Annotated in this window: 16 protein-coding genes, 1 tRNA gene and 1 pseudogene; all 18 read left to right on the forward strand. The window is 42.6% G+C overall.

All coding sequences use genetic code 11. The features are described from left to right. Positions 1 to 2 precede the first annotated feature (2 nt). The 18 genes and pseudogenes from pabB to PHV77_04720 all read left to right on the forward strand — a co-directional run bounded on the left by pabB (position 3) and on the right by PHV77_04720 (position 17,401). Complete coding sequence (gene pabB, locus PHV77_04635; protein MDD5504582.1) at positions 3 to 1,886, forward strand: aminodeoxychorismate synthase component I; 1,884 nt, start codon at positions 3 to 5, stop codon at positions 1,884 to 1,886. Then, the gene (locus PHV77_04640; protein MDD5504583.1) at positions 1,879 to 2,700 is read left to right on the forward strand and encodes a DUF3108 domain-containing protein; all 822 of its coding nucleotides are present in this window, start codon (positions 1,879 to 1,881) and stop codon (positions 2,698 to 2,700) included. The genes pabB and PHV77_04640 overlap by 8 nt, the downstream gene beginning before the upstream one ends. Positions 2,701 to 2,782: 82 nt before the next feature. Continuing rightward, positions 2,783 to 2,872, forward strand: a tRNA-Ser gene (locus tag PHV77_04645). A 70-nt stretch (positions 2,873 to 2,942) separates the two neighbouring features. Continuing rightward, a pseudogene (locus PHV77_04650) lies at positions 2,943 to 3,443 on the forward strand (zeta toxin family protein). A gap of 434 nt (positions 3,444 to 3,877) precedes the next feature. Further along, on the forward strand, positions 3,878 to 4,111 hold the full coding sequence (locus PHV77_04655) for a hypothetical protein (protein MDD5504584.1): 234 nt from the start codon (positions 3,878 to 3,880) through the stop codon (positions 4,109 to 4,111). A 191-nt stretch (positions 4,112 to 4,302) separates the two neighbouring features. After that, on the forward strand, positions 4,303 to 4,638 hold the full coding sequence (locus PHV77_04660) for a DUF3795 domain-containing protein (protein ID MDD5504585.1): 336 nt from the start codon (positions 4,303 to 4,305) through the stop codon (positions 4,636 to 4,638). A gap of 41 nt (positions 4,639 to 4,679) precedes the next feature. Then, positions 4,680 to 5,132, forward strand: coding sequence for a GNAT family N-acetyltransferase (locus tag PHV77_04665; protein MDD5504586.1), 453 nt, complete (start codon positions 4,680 to 4,682; stop codon positions 5,130 to 5,132). A gap of 118 nt (positions 5,133 to 5,250) precedes the next feature. Beyond that, positions 5,251 to 5,682 carry a VOC family protein gene (locus tag PHV77_04670; protein MDD5504587.1) on the forward strand — a complete coding sequence of 144 codons (432 nt, stop codon included), beginning with the start codon at positions 5,251 to 5,253 and terminating at the stop codon, positions 5,680 to 5,682. A 297-nt stretch (positions 5,683 to 5,979) separates the two neighbouring features. Then, complete coding sequence (locus PHV77_04675; protein MDD5504588.1) at positions 5,980 to 6,351, forward strand: hypothetical protein; 372 nt, start codon at positions 5,980 to 5,982, stop codon at positions 6,349 to 6,351. Between the two features lie 56 nt (positions 6,352 to 6,407). Further along, entirely contained in the window at positions 6,408 to 6,998 is a 591-nt protein-coding gene (locus PHV77_04680) for a helix-turn-helix transcriptional regulator (protein ID MDD5504589.1), read from the forward strand. Positions 6,999 to 7,445: 447 nt separating this feature from the next. Continuing rightward, positions 7,446 to 7,763 carry a hypothetical protein gene (locus PHV77_04685; GenBank protein MDD5504590.1) on the forward strand — a complete coding sequence of 106 codons (318 nt, stop codon included), beginning with the start codon at positions 7,446 to 7,448 and terminating at the stop codon, positions 7,761 to 7,763. 236 nt (positions 7,764 to 7,999) lie between these two features. Next, positions 8,000 to 8,194, forward strand: a complete 195-nt coding sequence (locus PHV77_04690) for a hypothetical protein (GenBank protein ID MDD5504591.1) — start codon at positions 8,000 to 8,002, stop codon at positions 8,192 to 8,194. An 80-nt stretch (positions 8,195 to 8,274) separates the two neighbouring features. Further along, on the forward strand, positions 8,275 to 8,826 hold the full coding sequence (locus PHV77_04695) for an XRE family transcriptional regulator (GenBank protein MDD5504592.1): 552 nt from the start codon (positions 8,275 to 8,277) through the stop codon (positions 8,824 to 8,826). Between the two features lie 79 nt (positions 8,827 to 8,905). Next, positions 8,906 to 10,123, forward strand: coding sequence for a hypothetical protein (locus PHV77_04700; protein ID MDD5504593.1), 1,218 nt, complete (start codon positions 8,906 to 8,908; stop codon positions 10,121 to 10,123). After that, the gene (locus tag PHV77_04705) at positions 10,113 to 11,348 is read left to right on the forward strand and encodes an acetate/propionate family kinase (protein MDD5504594.1); all 1,236 of its coding nucleotides are present in this window, start codon (positions 10,113 to 10,115) and stop codon (positions 11,346 to 11,348) included. Before PHV77_04700 ends, PHV77_04705 begins: the two co-directional genes overlap by 11 nt. Then, positions 11,332 to 12,423, forward strand: coding sequence for a hypothetical protein (locus tag PHV77_04710; GenBank protein MDD5504595.1), 1,092 nt, complete (start codon positions 11,332 to 11,334; stop codon positions 12,421 to 12,423). The genes PHV77_04705 and PHV77_04710 overlap by 17 nt, the downstream gene beginning before the upstream one ends. A 592-nt stretch (positions 12,424 to 13,015) precedes the next feature. Continuing rightward, positions 13,016 to 17,143: a class II fructose-bisphosphate aldolase gene (locus PHV77_04715; protein MDD5504596.1), complete on the forward strand. Its 4,128-nt coding sequence runs from the start codon at positions 13,016 to 13,018 to the stop codon at positions 17,141 to 17,143. A 126-nt stretch (positions 17,144 to 17,269) separates the two neighbouring features. Continuing rightward, entirely contained in the window at positions 17,270 to 17,401 is a 132-nt protein-coding gene (locus PHV77_04720; protein MDD5504597.1) for a hypothetical protein, read from the forward strand. Positions 17,402 to 17,421: the final 20 nt, after the last annotated feature.

The following is a 17,421-nucleotide window of genomic DNA, read 5'->3' on the forward strand; positions in this document are numbered from 1 at the left end:
TTATGCGCAAAATACCATTGATCGGTTTTTTAAAAGATGCCTGCCGGCAGGAAAACTTTGTTTTTTTTGACACAGGCCGTTTTGACAAAGATAACAGGCGAAGTTACCTGTTTGAAAAACCTATTGATATTATTTCCTGCTACGACAGCAAGCTGTTAAGGTTAAGCATAGACAAAATTGAAAAAATGCTTAAAAACGGATACTATGCCGCGGGTTTTTTATCATATGAAGCCGGCCTTGCCCTGGAGCCCTCACTTTGGCGGAACAGGGTCTACGATTTTCCTCTGCTTTGGTTCGGCGTGTTTAAAAAGCCGGTTATTTATGACGGCAAAAAGGCGCGGTTTAGCGATGAAGGCTTTGCCGGCCAAGGTTTGGGGCTTTCTGATATAAAAGCAGATACCGCAAAGAAAGAATACATACGTTCAATAGCAGATATCAAGCGCCGCATAGAGGAAGGCCTGACGTATCAGGTAAACAGAACGTTTAAGCTAAAAAGCCGTTTTAAGGGCTCTGTTCCCAAGCTGTATGCCGGCCTGCGCCAAAAACAGAAGGTTTCCTACGCGGCTTTTATTAAATTCGGCAAAGGGCATATACTTTCTTTTTCGCCGGAACTTTTTTTTAGATTAAATAACGGGCTTATAACTGTAAGGCCCATGAAAGGCACCATGCCCAGAGGCAGGTCACTGAAAGAAGATACCCGTAATGCCCGCCTGCTTTACGGGTGTCCCAAGAATAGAAGTGAAAATATAATGATAGTTGATCTTTTAAGAAATGATCTTGGCAGGATATCGCGCGAAGGTTCTGTCCGGGCGCGTGATATTTTTGAAATAGAAAAATATGAAACGTTATTTCAAATGACATCAACGGTGAAGGCGAGGATAAGGCCGGAAATTTCATTATACGAATTTTTTGCCGCGGTATTTCCATCAGGCTCTGTTACCGGCGCTCCGAAGATACGCACCATGCGCATAATAGACGAAATAGAATCGTCTGAAAGAGGAATATATACAGGCGGCATAGGCTTTCTTACGCCGGATAACAGCGGTATTTTTAATGTGGCTATACGCACCATGTTTCTGAACAAGGCAACCGGCAAAGCGGAGATGGGCATAGGCAGTGGTATCGTGTATGATTCAGACGGTGATAATGAATACGAAGAATGTATTCTGAAGGCAAGTTTTCTTACGGAACGGCCGGCCGGTTTTAGCCTGATAGAGACCATGCTATGGCGGCCCGCGCGCGGTTTTACACTTTTAGGCTTGCACTTAAAGAGGCTTTCGGAATCAGCCCGTTATTTTGATTTTATATACGAAAGAAGGGCTATCGTAAAGTATCTTAAAGACATATCAAGCTCATTTGACAGAACAAAAGATTACCGTGTTAGACTGCTTCTGGCCAAAGACGGCAGGCCAAGAGCGGACTATTCAATTATACGCGAAGATAATGCCCCCAAGCAGGTTATTATATCGGCAATAAAGACAAGGTCATCCGATAAGTGGCTGTTCCACAAGACAACAAACAGGAATGTTTATGAAAGTGAATACAACAAGCATAAAAAGCTCGGTTACTATGATGTTTTGTTTTTGAACGAAAAAGGCCAGGTCACTGAAGGGGCCATATCTAATGTATTCATTGAAAAAAACAACACCTATTATACGCCGCCTCTTGAATGCGGCGTTCTCAACGGAGTATACAGGCGTTTTCTCATCGCAAAAAGCGGGTTAGATATTAAAGAAAAGGTTATGTATCCGGAAGATCTTTTAAAGGCTGACAATATCTATTTGACAAATGCCGTAAGAGGCATGGCAAAAGTTTGTCTTAACGTTAAACCTAAAGGTGTTTGCGATAGGCTTCGCCAAACGGATAAGGAGTGTGCCTGTGTTTAAAAAACCCATCATATTTTTAATTGTCATATTAAACTGCGCGGATATTTTCGCGGGCCAGAATTTTACCCCCGCCAATATAAAACAGGAACAGTTTTATGACAATGAAATAATAATTGAACCTGCCGCGTTAAAGTTTCCTGAATATGAGAAATTATTTTACACGGTAAGATGGCTCGGCATACCCGTAGGGGCTATCACCGCCTCTATAAACGGCATAAAGCAGATAAACGGCAGACAGGCGTATGAATTAGAATTGACAGCAAAGACAAATGGTTTTTGTTCGGCTATATACAGGATAAATGACAGATTTGTTTCTTATGTGGACACGGAAAAATTTTATACATTGCGCCATGAAGTTTATAGAGAAGAGGGAAGATATAGAAAAGACGCTGTCACTGATTTTGACTATACCGCCAAAAAAGCCCGCTTCAAAAATATGCTGGATAAGTCGGAAAAGGTATTTGATATACCTGACGGCACGCAGGACACATTAAGCGCCTGCTATTATTTCAGGCTTTTAAATATTGATCTCGGCACAAGAGTCGGGTATCAGGTATGCAGTAATGAAGATATGTATGAGCTTTTTGGTGTGGTAGAGTCAAAAAGATACGTAAGAGTCCCCTGCATCGGTAAAGTGCCGGCTTTTTATATACAGCCTTATGCCCGTATAAATGAAGAAGAAGTCAGGAAGGGAAGAGTAAGCGGATATTTTAGCGCTGACTCCAGAAGAATCCCTCTTCTGGCGGCGGTCCAAGCCCCTGTTTTTACCGAGATTACGGCCCAGCTTGAGCGCGCGGACTATGGACAAAAATAAGAATGGGTTGTATAATATGCCGTATAATGAGACGGTCATTTAGGAGCAATAAGTTTTGGATAAAGTTTTTTAAGATAATCGCGGAGAGGTCGCATAGCCCGGTTGAGTGCGCCTGCTTGGAGAGCAGGTAGGCCGCAAGGCCTCCAGGGTTCGAATCCCTGCCTCTCCGCCATTGTTGACGCTCAGGCGAACCTTACGAGTGGAAATAGCAGGGTTCGCTAAGAGCATAAGGTGGTGTGTTAATGAAAAATAAGGCAGTTTATATTATTGCTGGGCCTAATGGGTCAGGAAAGACAACTTTTGCGAAATTGTTTTTGCCTGATTATGTGAATTGCCCTAATTTTGTAAATGCTGACCTTATTGCTCTGGGGTTGGCTCCATTTGAGCCGCGAGCAGCCGCTATTAAGGCTGGCAATCTTGTACTGTAGCAAATTGATGAATATGCCAATCGAGGCGTTGCTTTTGCGTTTGAGACGACTTTGTCTGGCAAATCCTACGCAAGTCTACTTGCCGAATTAAAAAAGAAAGGTTATGCGCTTCATCTTTTTTTTCTTTGGGTACCCAGCCCGGAATTGGCGATAGCTCGTATTAAAGATAGAGTTGCAGAGGGCGGGCACAATGTTCCCGTTGAAGATGTGCGCAGGCGATTCTCGCGCGGCATCAATAATTTCTTCGCGCTATACGAATCATTATTTGATTCTTGGATGTTGTTTGATAATTCAAAGGCAAAACCTATATTAATCGCGAAAAGACGAAATGGGCATACCGAAGTGCTTAACAACGAATTATTTGCCCATGTTCAGGAAAGTAGAGGTAATAAGTGAAAAAACGAATGTCTTTACAAGATAAAGCCGAAGCGGCATTGAAAAAAGCGGTACGGGGGGTTGTGGAGCGGCACAGAAAGTCAGGTCGTCCGCTTGTGGTATGGGCAAATGGAAAAACTGTTCGCATTTCTCCAAATGCGGTAAAGTAGCCATCGGAGAACGTATATGAATTTTGAAAATATTGGCAGTATGCTAACTTTGTTAGGAGTTGGCGGTTTGTTGGGTAGTATCTTAGGATTTTGTGGGAACGAAGAAACACGGCTTTGCTTCAGAAGCAAGAATTTAAAGAGACTCGCTATAAGTGCATAATCATTCTCATGCTTTCATACTTGGATTTCGATAAGAATAAAGCAATGTTGCAGAAACATGGCCGTGAATATATCCGAACGCCTCAGGATTTAAAGGATGAGCTTATAATGGAACTAAATAACATGATTCTTTTTGCTTCCGGAGAAGTTCTTGATTCTATGCAAAGATTTATTAAAATGCCTTCTCAGCAATATTTTCATCACGTGGCAATTGCTATGCGAAAAGATTTGTGGGGTGGTAGCATTTCAATGAGGCAATTGGAAGGAATCAGCTTATAAGCATGATTCGGCGTGAATTTATTTGACTTTGACATTTTGCTGTTTTCACAAGTAGTTGTATTTCTTGATGTTGTAGGGTTCGCCTACCGTCCACGACTGCCCGCCAGATCTTAGGCAAACCCTTCCGACGGGGATGGCGGGTAAAAACGCCCACACTAATTATAGACGCGAAACCTAGAAAGGATGAGAAGATGATTGCTTACTGCGGATTAGATTGTTCAAAGTGTATTGGTTTTCTTGCAACACAATCATGCGATGCGGGAAAAATTGCTGAAGCTGCCAAGGCTTGGTCTGTACAATTTAAAGCTGATGTCAAGCCGGAGCACGTTTTATGTGATGGATGCAAAGAGGGCGGGAGAAAATCTTATTATTGCGGGAATCTGTGTAAAATAACCAAATGCTGCCGGGCAAAGAAGATAGAAACGTGTGCTGAATGCAAAGATTATTCTTGCGCGGATCTCAACTTTGTTTTAGAGCATTCTGTTGAAGCAAAAAATAACCTTGAACAGTTAAAAAAACATGTTTGATGAATAAGGAAAGAAACTACAAATTGAAGCCGGTACAAATTGTGGAAGCATCAATTGAAGATGCCGAAAGAATATTGGATTTGCAGAAATTGGCTTTCCAGAGAGAAGCCGATCTTTATGGCGATTATGATATCGCTCCGCTCAAACAGACGTTGGATGAAATACGCGCAGAATTTAAAACACACGTGTTTCTCAACGCTGTTGACGCTGGAGAGATTGTTGGGACAGTCCGGGCTTATGAAAAAGAAGGGACGTGTTATATCGGAAGACTTGCTGTCGTTGCCAATACGCAGAATCTGGGCATTGGCACAACTCTTATGAAAGCGATCGAAGGTTGTTTCAAGCCCAAACGATTTGAACTCTTCGTCGGTTCAAAGAGTGAAAAAAATAAGCATCTTTATCAAAAATTGGGGTATTCGTTTTTTAAGAAAAAGCCGTACGGTTGCGGCAGTGCGATAGAAATATTTTATATGGAAAAGAACCTTAAGTCTTAAGGTATAATTCTTGACAGTTGGCAATGGGTTTATCTAAATACAAAAAGAAGCGTAAAGCCTGTAAGAGTAATTTTGGCAGACGGCATTATAACGGATCTTAAAGCTTTAAGGAAAAATAATGACTGTAAAATTTAAGAAGATTACTCCTGATCTGATGGTCAATGATGTGGCTAAAGCGGTAAAGTTTTATGTTGATAAACTTGGCTTTAAACTTGACATGCTTGTCCCGGAACACGAAAAAACTATTGTGACAAGTATCATTGAAGGCAAAAAATATGCTTATGCAATGGTCAGCCGGAATGAGGTGTTTGTGATGTTTATGCGTAAGGATGAGTATGAGATAGATATCCCGGCGCTCAAAGGCGCGGCTATTGGCGCATCCGCGGCTTTTTATTGCGATGTAGATAATGTTAAAACGCTTCGGGATTCCTTTAAAGAGAAAGGAGTCTCTATTATTAAAGATATTTCCATAACCTGGTATGGGATGAAAGAATTTTATATTAGGGATTGCAATGGTTATATTCTCGGTTTCGCCGAGCAAGCTAAATAATTTTAAAAATGATTAAGGCGCGGGAATAGCTCCTTTTATCATCCGGAGTGGCGGAAGGCAAGTCAAGCTTCGTTAGAGAGGGATCTAATCAGGTCGGTAGACGTCTATACAAATCTTCACTTGCGTTTCCAACACGTAGGGTATTGCCAAATAGGAGGATTGCATGAACCTGTGATACATCATGAGTATGGGGGTGCGGGAGAAAATATTCTTGACAGGAATAAATTTACATGTTATTATTCTGATTAAGAATTGGTAATTTAACATTATAGGCGAAAATGAAGAAGGATATTATCAATGGAGGAATGGGCAATAGAAACGACGGATGTTTATGAGCGTAAGTATGAGCAGTATGAAAAGAAGCATCCTCATGAGCTCGCAGCGGTAATTGGAAACTTAGATACTTATTTCAAAACCTTAAACGAAGTCAATAACCCTCTCCAGGCGAGAGGCGGATTTGTTCACGGTGAGCCGGACGGTATAAAGGCAATTGATCAAAAAGGTGGCGGACAGAAGATAAAATTGCAGCAAACCCGGCTTTATGTTTATCCGGATATTACGAATAAAATACTTTATTTAATTACGATTGGGGATAAGGGTACACAACGAGATGATATCAATCTTTGCCGGGAATTTGTTAAGAAAGAAATAAGAAAAAGGGTTGAATAGGAAAAGTAAATATAAATTATTTGAAGTAAAAAAATAAGCGAAAGAAGGTGAGGATTATGGGCACAAAATATAAGAACGTATTAGAGATGGTGAAAGGAATTTCAAAAGACGATACTTTTAAAGACTTAGCTACGAAGCAAATTAAAGGTAAAACGTTGGCAAAATTTCTTTTTTATTTACGATGCGACCATAATCTTTCGCAGAAGCATCTTGCAACAAAAATCGGTTGTACCCAAAGCAGAATTTCTAAAATTGAAAGTGCTTTTGATAAAAATTTGACAATACAGGATCTGTTGGATTATGCGAAAGCATTAAATCTCCACCTAGAAATTGGTTACAGGCACCCTTCTGTCAAAATTGTTGATTTGATAAAATATCATGCTTTTAAGATTAAGGCATATCTTAATGAGTTAAGTGGGTTAGCCAAAGAAGATTCAACATTGAAAGAAGGGGTAGGAAAATTCTGCGTAGAAGTATTATTTAACATTGGGAAGTTTGTTTCGGATAACCTTGTAAAATTGGACCTTAAATTTAAAGAACAAAAGAGAGAGCCTGATGCTATTCATATTTCTGCACCATTAGAGAAAACCAAGTTAGAGCAACTATTAGAAAAAAATAGCGGTAAATTAGCGTCTTGCGCAAAATAATTTATGTATTGCAGGCGTCCTATTTGGAGACACCCTACGTGCTCAATCGTGTTCAATGGAAGTACTTCGTGCGTCATCCAGAGTGGTATAGTCGCGGTAGGGGTCGTTAGCGAAGGATCCGGGAGTGGCCCGTCTGTCATCCAGAGCGGAACAATCGAGGTAGAAGTCGTTAGCGGAGGATCTGGGCGTGACCCCGCTTGTCATCCAGAGCGACGGAAGGCGGAGCACATCTCGGTCGCGAAGGATCTGGGAGGGAAATGAGTATTAGATTCTTCGTCGCGCCTTCGGCGCTCCTCTTAAATGACAAGAAGGACGTTCGCAATGACAGAAGTGATGCTTGAAATGACAGCGAGGCCGCTTGGAATGGTAAAATTGACGGCCCGGGTGAAATTTAAAACGTCCGCGGTTAGCAGGTAGATACCATAAATAAATATGCGAATATATGTTTTGAAAATATTCTTAATATTGTTCCTGACATTATCCCTGTCAATGAACGTGTTTGCGCGGCAGTTAAGTCTTTGCGAAGTGTCTTTCGCGGACTGGATATCCTTTTCCGATATGGAGAAAGAGGTCTTTATTGCCGAATCATGCAAGCATATGGTTGAGATTGAGCAAGAAAAATTTGTCATGATACCTGATGTGAAAATGATAGTCAGGGTTCTTGATGCAGGCATTAAAGGCGTAGATATTGATCAATCAGATATTCCAGTGTTTAAGCTGTTATATAGGTGCCTCAAAGATACCGGATATTTTGCCCCCCGTTAGCAAACATTTTATCCATATATAGTCCATATGCAGATATTTTGAATCCTTTAAGCGCTATACTGCCTTGTATGTCGTCCGGAGTGACAGTATTAGATTCCTCGCTTCGCTCCCAATGACAGGCGCACTTTGCCTGTCACCCAGAGCGGTATTAGCGAGGCACGAGTCATACGCCTGTCATCCAGAGCGGCAATAATCGGGGCCAGAGTAAGCCGCGAAGGATCCGGGAGTGACCCCGCTTGTCATCCAGAGCGACGGAAGGCGGAGCACGTCTCGGTCGCGAAGGATCTGGGAGTGAGACGAGTATTAGATTTCTCGCTTCGCTCGGAATGACAGAAGCTTCACTCGGGATGACAGAAGTGACGACCCAAATAAAAGCCAAAACGACTATGATGTGGTTTAGCGCGGAATCAGGGGGGTTAGCCTGTTGTTAATAAATAGTTAACGCGTTAAATCATACTTGACAGATATGATTTCTTGAGGTATTCTTGTTGACATAAGACATAGAGAGAAGATGAAGATAGTTGGTGTAAATATAAAAAGGCTACGGGAAGAACAAGGCTTGACTTTAAGGCGTCTGGCGAATAACCTCGGTATCAGTGCCAGTTTCTTATCCCAGTTGGAAAGCGGCAAATCTTCACCTTCTTTGGCGACCCTCAAGCATATTGCGGACACTCTCTCTACAACCATTGGCGAACTAATAGGGGAAGGGCAGAAAGCGGAAACCAACCCAGTGGTTAGGTCCGATGAGAGAAAACATGTCCATGAAGTAAGCAAGGGGATAAGTCTTTATCTTTTGACATCGCGCGACGCAAATAAGCAGATGGAACCTCTACTTTTTAAACTCAAGGAAGGTGCGTCTTCCGGCTCCAGAGCATATAAACATTTTGGGCAGGAATTTGTGCTGGTTTTAAAAGGCTCCATAGAAATAACGCTCAATGAGATATCTTACATACTAAAGAAAGGCGACAGCATATATTTTAATTCAAGCATTCCGCATGACTTTAAAAATGCGGGCAAAGATGAGACGGAAGTTGTCTGGGTCATAACCCCCCCGACCTTTTAAAATAGGGATATTTTTTTTGGGAAAAATGTTAACTATAAGTTAAAACTGTTAACTTAAACAAAACAAAAGGAGGTTCTCCGTGAAAGAACTGATAAGATTAAAATCCAGGGGGCTTAAAGAGGCGCTGATTAAATTTTATGCGAAACTCGGAAGCATTGAAGTCAAACCGGGTTGTATAGGCGAGTTTATGGATATTGTTACCGGCGAAATGAAGGCTCTTAATTTTGACAAGGTAACCAAGGATAAATCCGGTAACCTGATAGGGATAATAAAAGGCTATCGGAATAAGGAATCCCTGGTGCTATTGTCTCATGTCAGTGCTGTTTCCGCAACTCGGCAAAAAATAGAGGGTTTGCACGGTAACGATATGGTGAGGTTTAAGTCCGGTATTATTACCAGCATTTATACAGGAGCCTTGCTCAAAAGGGCTATGCTTCCGTTGGAAGGTGATTTGATAGTTTGTTGTATTCCGCGGATGGAATGTTGCGCTTTTGGAATCAAATATCTCTTTGACAATTTTTTGAAAGATAAAACCAAGAAGATTAAAGGCGTTATTCTTTGCGAACCTACCGGTTTTAACATAAATCTCGGGCACAAGGGCAGGATGGAGTACGAGATCGTGGTAAAAGGCAAATTAAATAAGAATTTTTTGGAGAACCGCGGAATCAACATGCTGGGCACGATGTTTCCTTTGATAAACGAACTGGAGAAAATTTCTAAAGAATTACCAAGTGATTTTAATCTTGGGCGTTCTGACTTAAGGATAAAAGATGTGCGTTACAGCGGTTATCGGCCGCAGGAGGAAATGAACGAATTCCGGATAGTGGTAGACAGGGGTTTTGTCCCGGAGGAAACCAAAAGGTTTATTCTGGATAAGGCCAAAAATTTGGCCAAGGCGGTATACAAACAGGAAACAGATATTACTGTAAATGCCCTCTTGGTTAAAGAGAAGATCAGGACTTACACAGGGCTTAAACTTTTATCTAAAAAGGAATTTAAGCCATGGGCTATGGATGGCCATCGCCCTTTTGCTTTAAACTCGCTTAAGAGTATAACCGAAAGCGGGTTTAAGTCGGATTTCGGGTATTGGCAGGATATTGTTACCGAAGGCTCTTATACGTATGCCCAGCTTGGGATACCCACTATAGGTTTTGGCCCGGGCTCGGAAAATGATCTGGATCCCGCGGAGAAGACGCTGGGCATAGATAAACTGGAAAAGGCGGTTTACGGCCAGGCGCTGATAATCCATCGCAACATAGGCATGCCGATATTCGGCTGGAGCACCGATGAGATTTAAAAAAAATACGGTAAACATACTGGTGCTTAATTGCGGCAGTTCGTCCTTGAAGTATAAGATAATAAAAATGCCGGGCGGCACCGAACTTGTGCGTGGAGAAGCCGAGAGGGTGGGCATAAAGACCCAGGGTGTTTCCCGCATTACACATTTTTCTTGTGGGAAAAAAACGGTGGTGGAAGTACCGCTTGCCAATCATGCGGCCGCGCTTAAAAAATCCCTGGAGCTCATAGCACGAGACAGCGCGGAAAACTCTGATATATGTTTTGATGTTTTCGCGCACCGCTATGTTCATCCGGGGACATTGTTTTCCAAGACTATGAAAGTTGACAAAGTGGTTTTACGCAAGTTAAAAGATACACTGCCGCTCGCGCCTATACATAATCCTATAATTTACCGTTTGATTGAATTCTGCTACGATGAATATTACAACATAAGACAGTTTATAGTGTTTGATACTTCTTTTCATAGATCCATTCCCCCGGAATTTTCCACTTACGCTTTACCGTTAAAGATTATTAAAAAGTATCATATCCGCAGGATAGGTTTCCACGGCCTGTCCCATCAGTATGTTATGGAGGAGGCCTGTAAATTTTTGGGGAAAGACAAATCTTCGCAGAGAATAATAAGCTGTCATCTGGGGACCGGCGGTTCAAGCGTTTGCGCTATTAATAACGGCAAATCCGTAAACAATTCCATGGGGTATACCCCGCTTGAGGGCTTGATGATGAATACCCGCTGTGGCAATATTGATCCTGGCATAATATTCTACATAATGTTTAAAGAACGGTTTTCCCCTGAAGAGACCGAAAGTGTTTTTAACAACAAAAGCGGGATTTTGGGTGTGTTAAATTTTTCGTCCGATTTACGGGACGCTATCAGGGATATGAGGAATAATCCCAGGGCCCGGATGGTATTTGATATGTATATACGCCGGGTAAGGTCGTATGTAGGTTTTTATTCGTTGATATTGAAAAAAGCGGATATGTTGATTTTTACGGATTCGTTGGGGGTGTCCTGTCCGGATTTGCGCCAGGGTGTTTGCAGAGGCATGGAGTTATTGGGCATCCGGCTGGATGAAGGTAAAAACGCGGGCTGCCGAGGTAATATAGGAGATATCTCATCTGTTAGGTCGGAGACGAAAGTTCTCGTTATCCCTACGGACGAGGAAATTATGATCGCCCGGCAAGCATACAGGGAGTTGATGAAAAATGATACTGGTTGTTGATTATAATCTTAAAGAGATTAAGGTCTGGGGATTCAAAGGAGAGCATGGTTCTTTGCCGCCGGTTTTTACGAAGGATGCTGATGAGATAACCGACGACAATGTTCTCCGGGATTTTATTCGCGCTGTTTCCTGCATGGATACCGTTGAAGCTATTTCTTTCAGGATATTGTTTGGAGGCGATTATTTTAAAAATCCGGCGCATTTATGTCCTGGGTTTTTCTCCAGGTTCTCAAAACTTACGGATCTTTTTCCTTTTTATGTCCCCTTGACTGTTGAGATGTTGAAAAGATTTTACAGGGTATTTAAGAATGCCCGGCTCATTGCTTTTTTTGAGACGTCGTTTTTTTTGAGGTTACCGGATAAAGAAAGATATTACCCGCTGCCTTTTGAGTATTACCGGAATAATAAAATAAAAAAGCGGGGGTTTCACGGAATATTTCATGAAGCAAACGCCGGCATATTCCCGGAAAGCGGGAAAAACATATCAATGGTTTTTGACAAACAAACGACTATATGCGCTATTCGTAATAAGAGCCCGCTGTCCATAAGTCTGGGGTATACGCCGCTGGAAGGCATTATGTCCCGGACGCACTGCGGAGACTTGGATGCCGGGATAATATTTTATCTCATGAATGTCCAGCATTTTTCGAGCTATAAAATTGACGAGATGATGAAGCAGGAGAGCGGATTCCTCGGCCTTACCGGTTATGACATTGAATTAAAAGATATGCTCAAGCTTAAAGGTAAAGACCCTAAGGTTGACTTGGCGTTTAATGTGTATAGCGCCCAGATAATGAAATATATAGGGGAGACGATATCTGTTATGGGAGGATTGAATAATATAATTATAGCTGGCGACAATATTGATATATTCATTCCTGTAATTTACGATGTCCTCAAAAAAATATCTTTTTTGGGTATAAACTTATTGCGATTACCGTGGGACAATAAGACAAGTTTAATTAATATAACTTCCGAAGAATCCGGAATAGGAGTCTATCTTAACCGAATGAGCTTTCCGGAAATATTATCGCTTTGGACCAGGAATCTGATTTTTGCGCCTGTCAAACTGTAAGATACTGAACTAATAGATATTATAGTGCGTTTTGAACCTTTTAAGCACCATACTGTCTCGTGTGTCGTCCGGAGTGACAGTATTAGATTCCTCGCTTCGCTCGGAATGACAGGCGCACTTTGCCTGTCATCCAGAGCGGTATCAGCGAAGCACGAGTCATACGCCTGTCATCCAGAGCGGAACCGGCGAGGCCAGAGTCGTTAGCGAAGGATCTGGTACTGCCCCACCCTGTTGTCCGGAGTGGCAGAATTGACGCTCGCAACGACAGAGGTGGCACTTGGAATGGCAGAAGTTACGACCCAAATCAAATCCAAAACATCTACATGACTGTATAATAAAAAAAGTTTTAAAAAAGCTCTTAATTCCTTGACAAAAAGTTTATTTTGATATAAAATACCATTTAATAGACATTCTCACTACACCATTAGATATGTATGCCTATAAATAATCCTTTCATAAATATCGTTTTTTCAAACGCTAAATATAATAACTATCAATTCGGTTGTTTAATCAATTCTAATAATAATCAAAGCGCGCGGTAATATGTTTATCCGAGGGAAAAGTAACGGTTGTTAAAAATAAGGAGAACATTGTGAAGACAGTATTGAGAAGAGCTGTAGTTTTCATTGTTTTGCTTAGTTTTGTGTTTCCGAATACTATTTATGCCAATGATCTCAAAATTCACACCTTAAGGCAGATGTCAGCAGCTTTAAGCAATTTCAACAGCCGGTTTATTGATAAAGATTTCTTTTACGGAGAATTCAGTGATATAAAAAAAATATTAGACAGGGATATGTTCAGGGATTATGATTACCGGACAAGAGGCCGCGAAATTGACCCCCGCATAGCTTTTAGGATGGGGATTATCTGGGCGAGAATGGCCCTGGACAACATGTCCAGTTTTCATGTAGACAATAAAACTGTTATTTTTGCCCGGGATTGCCGTGACGTTAATCCCGAAATAGCCGAGGCTGTTATCGCGGGAGTAAGATATTGCGGGCTTAATGTAATTGATATTTCACAAACTATGCGTAACAGCGCCGCCGCTTATTCATGGTCTGTGATACAGCATAAGCCGCTTATGGGTATTTTTATGACCTCAAGTCATGTAACAGGCGATGGTGTATCAGGATTTAAAGTTAGCATAATGGGCAGAAACGGTAAACTGCAAAGCCTCACCACCAGAGAGATAAAAGATGTAAGTTATGGCCTGTTGACCCTGATGATAGAAGAGCCCGATATTATAAACGCGTATAAAAGCCAGGATATGGGCAGTCTGAATGCCTGCCATGGCACAGAAACTGAAGCCGCGGATTTTATCACTTTATTAGGCAGGATAGTTTCAGGTGAACACAACAAAGAGCTGGCTGTCCGGGCAAGGACTGTTATGCGGTCAAAAGACCCGGCGGCAATGACCAGGCTGATGAACAATAGTATGGCAGGGCAACAGCCGTTGAAAGGCATGACGGTTGTTATAGATTCTGCCCATACACCAAGCGGTGTTATAGCTGAAAAGACGTTTGCTGATTTGGGGGCCGCGATAATATCATTGCATGCCGAACCCATGCTTTTAAAAGGAAATCATAAGGCAGACCCGTCAAAGCCTGAAAATTTAGAAGACCTGAAAGCCGAGATGCTTAAATCCGGAGCAGGCCTTGGCCTTGCTTTTGACCTTGACGGCGACAGAGGGGCTATTTGCGTGCCTGACGGAAGAGGCGGTGTAGACGTATTGTCACCGGACAATGTTATGGCGGCTATATTGAAATTTCTCATTAAAGGGTGCGGTTATGAACAGACCGGACCGATTGCCGTGGTGCGTGATGTCTTGTCAACGCGGGGCGTTGACGACGAGGCAGAGCTGTATGGAGTGCGCGCGGAACAGACCGATGCCGGCTACGTCTTTTTAAAGGAAAGAGTCCGTTTTCTTCAGACCAACGGATTTACCGTCCCAATTTATGGAGAACGTTCCGGTCATATCTGGCTTGATGCCGCGGGCGAGTTTGAAAATCCAATAGCTGTAGCAGTGTTATTTGCCGTAATGAACTCTGACCTTCTTTTTAAATATAAACCCGTGGCCTATAAGCAGTCTCCCCGTTTTCAGCCGGAGTTTTCACAGCCGCTATTGGCCGTTCTTTCTTCTCATAAGCACAACGATACGGGATGGAATTATAAAGAAGCGGTAGAATATCTTGTCAACGGAACCGGCCACAAGCCGCCGCAGAAGATTATAGCGCTTGGCAGGGACCACGCGATAAAAATTTTGTCAGAAGTGTTTAAAAAAGGCGCGGAGTTCAAGACTCCTATAGGTAAAATCAGCGTTGAGAGTTATGATACGTATAAAGACGACGAATCCGCGGGCGGGTTGTTTAGATACGCGGATATAGGTTTTTCAAGAAATGGAGAATATATAGGCAGATTCGTATTTCGCGCCTCATCCAATGACCCTACGTTTGTTTGTTCTTTTGAAGCTGCTCATGGCAGTGGAGAGATTGGGGAAACTGTCAGCCTAAGATATATTTCCGTGGGAGGACTTGTTCTTGATAGCCTGGAACAGCTTAAGTTAGCCTCTATTACCGGCGTGCCACAAGGCGTGCGCCAGACACTCGAAGACTATAGAAGCCTTATGAAGATACCGGCTGTTTCGGCCAATAATCCTATCTTCTTTGAATTTGTTTCAGCAGGGCAGACGCTCAACGGCGGGGTTGATTTTGAACCTATTCAAAAGCCCGGTTTTTTTCAATCTATAAGCGAGGAGATGCTTGATAATATGGCTTTTGATCTTGCGTTCAGGACGGGAAAACCGGAAAGGCTTAAGATGCTGAATGAGATATTTGAAATAGCATCTGTAAAAAAAATATTTCCCGCCTCAATACATAATCTATACATGGTAATGGGCAAAGGCTGGACAGGCGGTTTTACTGTTCCCGCCATAAATATTAGAGGGCTAACCTATTATACCGCCCGGGCGGCATTCAAAGCCGCTGTTAAGCGCAATGTCGGGGTAATGATATTTGAAATAGCAAGAAGCGAGTTAGGTTATACCGGACAGGACGTATTGGAATACGCTGGCCAGATTACCTTGGCTGCAATGAGAGAAGGTTATGAAGGGCCTTTGTATTTCCAGATAGATCACGGCCAGGTCAATGCCAAAAAAGATTACGATTCAGAGATAAAGGCATTGAAAGACCTGTTCAGAGAAGCTATCGTTGACGCTAAATTCGGAAATATTGATGTGGATACATCCACGCTGGCCCTGACAGAAGGCAGTCTCAAGGAACAGCAAATGCCGAACGCGCGCGCTATTGCTGAATTGATAAAAAATATCAGGTCTATAGAACCTGAAAACACCACCATATCTATAGGAGGCGAGGTAGGAGAAGTCGGCAACAGGAACACCACGCTTGATGACGTGGAGGCTTTCATGGACATATTAAACGGCATGCTTACCGCCGATAATATATCCGTTGGTTTAAGCAAGTTGAGCATACAGACAGGAACGGCTCATGGAGGGGTCCCATTGCCGGACGGCAGTCTCGCGCAGGTAAACATTGATTTTGATATAATTGAAAAGGTAAGCGCATTAGTAAAAAAGAAATACGGCATGTCCGGGGCTGTCCAGCACGGCGCGTCCACCTTGCCTGATGAGGCGTTTCATCATTTTGTTGATAAAAAAGCTTCTGAAATTCATCTTGCGACAGGATTTCAGAATATAATATTTGACAGCAAATATTTTCCGAAGGAACTGCTCAACAGAATATATGAGATACTTCTGACGGATCCGGCCTTTGCCTCTGACAGGGCCAAGCTGGAATCCGGCAAACAGACAAAAGAGCAGTTTTTGTATTCAACAAGAAAAAAAGCGTTTGGAATACCGGAAATAAAGCTTGCAATGTGGACACTACCCGAAGAAACTATAGATAATATACTCAAGGAACTTGAGGAAAAATTCGGGTTTTTATTTGAACAATTGAATGTTGTTAATACTCTTAATCTGCGAAGATATGCCGTCAAAATACCTATCGGCAAATCCTCCTCCGCAGGTATCCTTGAACTCGACAAGCCTTATACCCTTACAGAGTACAACTTATTATCAGTCATAGATGAGTCTATACGCGAGAATAACGGTGTCCTGGCGAATACACTTATTGAGTCCAAGCTCTCGGCAGAGCTTATCAGGCTTTGCCCTAAGTTTTTAGCAGATCAGGCCGGCCTTGAAAGAAACCACATTGTTGCCATTGATGATAAGATGCTTCCCGAAGGCCATATATTCAATAAGTATCTTTTAAAAGATACGGCACAGCATCAGGCCCTGGAAGAGTCTCATGGCTGTATGATACGCTTGTTGTCCCAGCTGACAACAGATGAGTTGACAGGCAGAAACCTTATAATCATATCGGACCGCAGGAGCATAGAAGGATATGAAAAGGCCCTATATCTCAATGTTGATAAACAAAGGATAGATGCCGGACTCCTGCTCGCCCCGTATATCGGTATAGCAAGGCTTTTGCTTTCCGCAAGAGAGGACATAGTAATTGACATAACAAACGCCTTAAACAAGGACAACCTTTACAGTATGCTTTTTGGCAGGCCTGCCAAGGAAGATGATATAAGGAAATTCCTTATTGAAGGTATATATGAACTTCCGGCCCCTGCCATTGTCAATTATCAGCAGGCAGAGGACATGCACCGCGCCTCATTGGCCGCGTTGATAGCAGCTTAAAATGTATTACGGAGACTAGTATCAGATTCCTCGCTTCGCTCGGAATGACAGGCGTACTTTGCCTGTCATCCAGAGCGGCAGAAGGCGAAGCCAGAGTAGGCCGCGAAGGATCTGGGAGTGACCCATGTGTCATCCAGAGCGGCGGAAGGCGAGGCATGCATCGTTAGCGAAGGATCTGGGAGTGAAATGAGTATTAGATTCCTCGCTTCGCTTGGAATGACAAAAGCTTCGCTCGGAATGACAGCGAGGGGCGCTTGAAATGACAGAAGCAGTGCCCC

The organism is Candidatus Omnitrophota bacterium, from assembly GCA_028716165.1.
Taxonomy (GTDB): Bacteria; Omnitrophota; Gorgyraeia; order JABMRG01; family JABMRG01; genus JAQUQI01.

Excerpts from the sequence above, each read along its gene's own strand:
- PHV77_04655 (MDD5504584.1), top strand. The coding sequence starts at position 3,878 with ATGTTGCAGAAACATGGCCGTGAATATATCCGAACGCCTCAGGATTTA.
- pabB (MDD5504582.1), top strand. The coding sequence starts at position 3 with ATGCGCAAAATACCATTGATCGGTTTTTTAAAAGATGCCTGCCGGCAG.
- PHV77_04680 (MDD5504589.1), top strand. The coding sequence starts at position 6,408 with ATGGGCACAAAATATAAGAACGTATTAGAGATGGTGAAAGGAATTTCA.
- PHV77_04660 (MDD5504585.1), top strand. The coding sequence starts at position 4,303 with ATGATTGCTTACTGCGGATTAGATTGTTCAAAGTGTATTGGTTTTCTT.
- PHV77_04695 (MDD5504592.1), top strand. The coding sequence starts at position 8,275 with ATGAAGATAGTTGGTGTAAATATAAAAAGGCTACGGGAAGAACAAGGC.
- PHV77_04710 (MDD5504595.1), top strand. The coding sequence starts at position 11,332 with ATGATACTGGTTGTTGATTATAATCTTAAAGAGATTAAGGTCTGGGGA.
- PHV77_04670 (MDD5504587.1), top strand. The coding sequence starts at position 5,251 with ATGACTGTAAAATTTAAGAAGATTACTCCTGATCTGATGGTCAATGAT.
- PHV77_04675 (MDD5504588.1), top strand. The coding sequence starts at position 5,980 with ATGGAGGAATGGGCAATAGAAACGACGGATGTTTATGAGCGTAAGTAT.
- PHV77_04705 (MDD5504594.1), top strand. The coding sequence starts at position 10,113 with ATGAGATTTAAAAAAAATACGGTAAACATACTGGTGCTTAATTGCGGC.